Raw genomic sequence first — 4573 nt, 5'->3', positions numbered from 1 at the left:
CCGGGACCGTCGGGACGTCGCCGGGCGAGGCGCCGGAGGGCGCGGGGAAGACTGCGACGACGACGACGTCACCCGCCACCGCGGTGGGCGACGGCCCCGACAACGCGAGGGCCGAGACCCCGAAGAGTGCCGGCGGCACCCCTGCGGAGGGCGGGGAGACCGGCGAATCCGCAGGCCGCGAGCCGAGGTCCTGACCCCGCCTCCCCCCGCGTCCCCCTATCGGGTGTGTTGCGAAACACGGCACCAGGTATGTGACTACGCTCACAGAAACCGGTCCGGTCGTTTCCGCCGTGTCGACTCCGGCCGCCGTGAACACATATCCCGAGAGAGAGCCGCTGATGACCGATCACGACCACACCCAGACCTACGCCCCCGACCCCGACTTCACCGCACAGGCCAACGCGCAGGCCGACCTCTACGACGTCGCAGCCTCCGACCGACTCGCGTTCTGGGACGAGCAGGCACGGCGCCTGGACTGGTCGACCGAGTGGTCCGAGGTCCTCGACTGGTCCGACGCCCCGGTCGCCAAGTGGTTCGTGGGCGGCACGCTCAACGTGGCCCACAACTGCGTGGACCGCCACGTCGAGGCCGGCAACGGCGACCGGGTGGCCATCCACTGGATCGGCGAGCCCGAGGACGACGCGCGGGACATCACCTACGCCGAACTCAAGGACGAGGTCAGCCGCGCGGCCAACTACCTCAGCTCCCTAGGGCTGGTCGCCGGCGACCGGGTGGCCATCTACATGCCGCTGCTGCCCGAGGTCTACATCGCCATGCTGGCCTGCGCCCGCCTCGGCCTGACCCACTCCGTCGTGTTCGCCGGCTTCTCGCCCGCCGCCCTGCGCTCCCGTATCGACGACGCCGAGGCCAAGCTCGTGATCACCGCCGACGGACAGTTCCGTCGTGGCAAGCCGGCGCCGCTGAAGGCCGGCGTCGACGACGCGTTGGCCGGCAATCTCGAGGGCGTCGACGGGCACGCGAAGTCCGTGCAGAACGTCCTCGTCGTGCGCCGCACCGGCCTGGACGTCGAGTGGACGGAGGGCCGGGACGTCTGGTGGGACGAGGTGGTCCCGCAGCAGTCCACCGAGCACACGCCGGAGGCCTTCGACTCCGAGCACCCGCTGTTCCTGCTCTACACCTCCGGGACCACGGGCAAACCCAAGGGCATCGTCCACACCTCCGGCGGCTACCTCACCCAGGCGTCCTACACCCACCACAACGTGTTCGACCACAAGGCCGGCCAGGACGTCTACTGGTGCACCGCGGACGTCGGCTGGGTCACCGGCCACACGTACGGCGTGTACGCCCCGCTCTCGAACGGTGCCGAGTGCATCGTCTACGAGGGCACCCCCAACTCGCCGGACGAGCACCGCCACTTCCAGATCATCGAGAAGTACGGCGTCACCATCTACTACTCGGCGCCGACCCTCGTGCGGACCTTCATGAAGTGGGGCGCCGAGATCCCGGCCGCCCACGACCTGTCCTCGATCCGCCTGCTCGGCTCCGTCGGTGAGCCGATCAACCCGGAGGCGTGGCGCTGGTACCGCGACAACCTCGGCGGCGGCAAGGCCCCCATCGTGGACACGTGGTGGCAGACCGAGACCGGCGCGATCATGATCTCCCCGCTGCCGGGCGTGACCGAGACCAAGCCCGGCTCGGCCATGCGGCCGCTGCCCGGCATCGACGTGGCCATCGTGGACAGCGACGCCAAGGAGGTCGGCGCGGAGGAGCAGGGCTTCCTGGTGCTCACCGAGCCGTGGCCGTCCATGCTCCGCGGCATCTGGGGCGACATGGAGCGCTACCGCGACACCTACTGGTCCCGGTTCGCCGAGGAGGGGTACTACTTCGCCGGTGACGGCGCCAAGTGGGACGCCGACGGAGCGCTGTGGGTGCTGGGCCGCGTCGACGACGTCATGAACATCTCCGGTCACCGCATCTCCACCTCGGAGGTCGAGTCCGCCCTCGTGGGTCACCGCGCGGTCGCCGAGGCGGCGGTGGTCGGCGCCAACGACGAGACCACCGGTCAGGCGATCGTCGCCTACGTGATCCTGCGCGGCAACGTCGACGCCGAGGAGGACCGGCAGAAGCTCATCGACGAGCTGCGGGCCGAGGTGTCGCGGGAGATCTCCCCGATCGCCAAGCCGCGCGACATCACGATCGTGCCCGAGCTGCCCAAGACGCGGTCCGGGAAGATCATGCGGCGCCTGCTCAAGGACATGGCCGAGGGCCGCGACGGCGGGGACACCTCGACGCTGTCGGATCCGACCATCATGGAGCAGATCAGGGAGAAGGGCACGCGCGGCTGACCGGGTAGCGGGTGAAGGCAGCCACGTGTCGTGGCACGATGGACGACGGTGCATCCGTCGCCTGACAATGGAGGAACAACCGTGAGCCACGCCCAGGGAACCCACTCGCCGACCGAGGCATCGATCCCTCTGCACGACGCGGATTCGATCGGTCGGGGCGACGCCAGCATCGGGACCCTGGTCAAGAACGCCACGACGCAGGTGTCCACTCTCGTCCGCGCGGAGATCGAGCTCGCGAAGACCGAGGTCACCGAGCAGGTCAAGAAGGCGGCCACCGGGTCGGGCTTCTTCGTCGCGGCGCTCGTGCTGCTCCTCATGTCCTTCTTCCCGTTCGTCTTCATGTGGGCGAAGCTCATCTCGCTGTGGTTCGGTACCAAGTCGTGGGACTGGATCGGGTTCCTCATCGTCTTCGTGGTGCTGGTGCTGCTGGCGGCGGTGTGCGGGCTGCTGGGTTACCGCAAGATCAAGAAGATCCGTAAGCCCCAGCGCACCATCGACTCGGTGTCCGACCTCAAGCTGGCCATGCCCACGGGCGCCGAGCCGCGGCCCGGGACGGTCCGGGTCACCGAGACGCCCCAGCCCGCCACGCGCAGCTGAAGACGCCAGCACACCGGCCGCCCGACCCGTCGATCGTCAGGATCGACGGGTCGTGGCGGCATCGTGACGTCTCGGCCAACGGCATCCGCCTGCACGTCGCCGAGGCTCTCCCGCCCGACACCGTCCCCGGTGAACTGCCACCGCTGGTGCTGATGATCCACGGCCTGGGCGGCATCTGGTGGACCATGCGGGCGCCCGTCGTCGCGCTGGCCGAGGCCGGTTTCCACGCCGTCGCGGTGGACCTCCGCGGCCACGGGGACTCCGACAAACCACCGCGCGGCTACGACGGGTGGACGCTGGCCGCCGACCTCACGCACCTCATCCGCGCTCTCGGCCACACCTCGGCGGTGATCGTGGGGCAGGGCGAGGGCGGATTCGTGGCCTGGACCGCCGCGTACCGCCGGCCGCGCGCCGTGCGGGGCCTCGTCGTCGTCGGCTCTCCCCACCCCCTGGCCACCCGCAACGCCGCACTCCGCGATCGCGCCCAACGCCGCGCCCTGGTCCCCCGCCTCCTGGCGGACCAGGCGCCCCGGTTCCCCGAACGCCGCCTCACCGCCGACGGCGCGGCGTCGGTGGAGGCGATGCTCAGAGCACGCTCCGGGCCGACATGGCCCGACACCGACGACTTCCGGGAGACCGCCGCGCTGCTCAGGCGGGCCATGCTCATCCCCAAGGTCGCGCACCTGTCCCTGGAGTCCCGCCGCTGGATGGTCCGCAGTCAGCTCCGTCCGGACGGCCGCGATTTCCGGCGGACCGTCTCCGGCGTCCTCGACCAACCGGTGCTGGGGATCAGCGGCGCGGAGGACCGGTTCATCCGGCCGTCGACGGTGAGCGCGTCGGCGGCGTGGGCGAGGGACTTCCGCACCGAGCTGGTCCCGGACGCGGGGCACTACCCGGCCATGGAGCAGCCGCGTGCGACCTCCCGACTGATCGTCGACTTCGCGCGCCGGGTCAACGGGCTCTGACCGCCCGGCTCCTCACACCGGAGCAGGGCGGGAACCGGGCGACGGGCGCCACCTCAGCGGGGCGTCACCTCAGCGGGACGTCCCCCAGGCGGGACGTCCCCTCAGCGTGCCCCGACGCAGCTGCCGGTGGAGACGGGCTCCAGCGAGTCGACCGCCCGCTCGAGCTGCGGCAGCACCTGCTCGACGGTGAGCGCGTACCCCGTGTCGGCGGCGTCCATCGCGGCGCCGAACACCACGCCCACGACCTGTCCCTGCGGCGTGATCAGCGGTCCACCGGAGTTGCCCTCTCGCACCGACCCGCGCAGGATGTACACCTCACGCTCGACGGTGGCCTCGCGGTAGATGTCCGGTCCGCGGAGGGTCACCCGCTCCCGGATGCGGGCGGCGTCCGGCCGGTAGGGGCCGTTGCCGGGGTAGCCCACGACGATGGCGTCGTCGCCACTGCGGCCCTGGCGGTCGGCGAAGGGCAGGACCGGGGCCTGCAGCCCCGGCACGCGCAGGACGGCCACGTCGACGCCCGGGTCGTAGACCACCACGTCCGCGTCGAGTTCCTGGTCGCCGGCGACGACGCTCACCGAACCCGTGCCGGCCACCACGTGCGCGTTGGTCATGACCAGGCCGGGGGCGGCGACGAACCCCGAGCCCTCGAGGGCTCGGCTGCACGACTCGGCGCGGCCCAGGATCTTGAGCACGGACGGCTGCACC

Annotated in this window: 4 protein-coding genes; 3 read left to right on the top strand and 1 reads right to left on the bottom strand. The window is 71.2% G+C overall.

Translation table 11 applies throughout. From position 1 onward, the window contains the following. Window positions 1-338 precede the first annotated feature (338 nt). The 3 genes from acs (at window position 339) to G6022_RS11740 (ending at window position 3868) form a co-directional block, all read left to right on the top strand. Window positions 339-2306 (top strand): acetate--CoA ligase, encoded by a 1968-nt coding sequence (gene acs / locus G6022_RS11750; protein WP_182610671.1) that lies wholly within the window; start codon window positions 339-341, stop codon window positions 2304-2306. Window positions 2307-2387: 81 nt separating this feature from the next. Further along, window positions 2388-2903, top strand: coding sequence for a phage holin family protein (locus G6022_RS11745; RefSeq protein ID WP_179524416.1), 516 nt, complete (start codon window positions 2388-2390; stop codon window positions 2901-2903). 152 nt (window positions 2904-3055) lie between these two features. Continuing rightward, entirely contained in the window at window positions 3056-3868 is an 813-nt protein-coding gene (locus G6022_RS11740) for an alpha/beta hydrolase (protein WP_187701340.1), read from the top strand. 101 nt (window positions 3869-3969) lie between these two features. Here G6022_RS11740 and G6022_RS11735 read toward each other — a convergent pair. Further along, a partial coding sequence (locus tag G6022_RS11735) for a MarP family serine protease (RefSeq protein ID WP_182691612.1) occupies window positions 3970-4573 on the bottom strand: 604 nt, incomplete at its 5' end.

The organism is Dietzia sp. Cai40, from assembly GCF_014145165.1.
GTDB classification, from domain to species: Bacteria; Actinomycetota; Actinomycetes; order Mycobacteriales; family Mycobacteriaceae; genus Dietzia; species Dietzia natronolimnaea.
Note: the sequence above shows the minus strand (reverse complement) of the source record. Positions and strands in the feature narration are given on the sequence as shown.

Bases quoted from the DNA above. Each gene is read 5' to 3' on its own strand.
- G6022_RS11740 (WP_187701340.1), top strand. From the start codon at position 3,056: ATGATCCACGGCCTGGGCGGCATCTGGTGGACCATGCGGGCGCCCGTC.
- acs (WP_182610671.1), top strand. From the start codon at position 339: ATGACCGATCACGACCACACCCAGACCTACGCCCCCGACCCCGACTTC.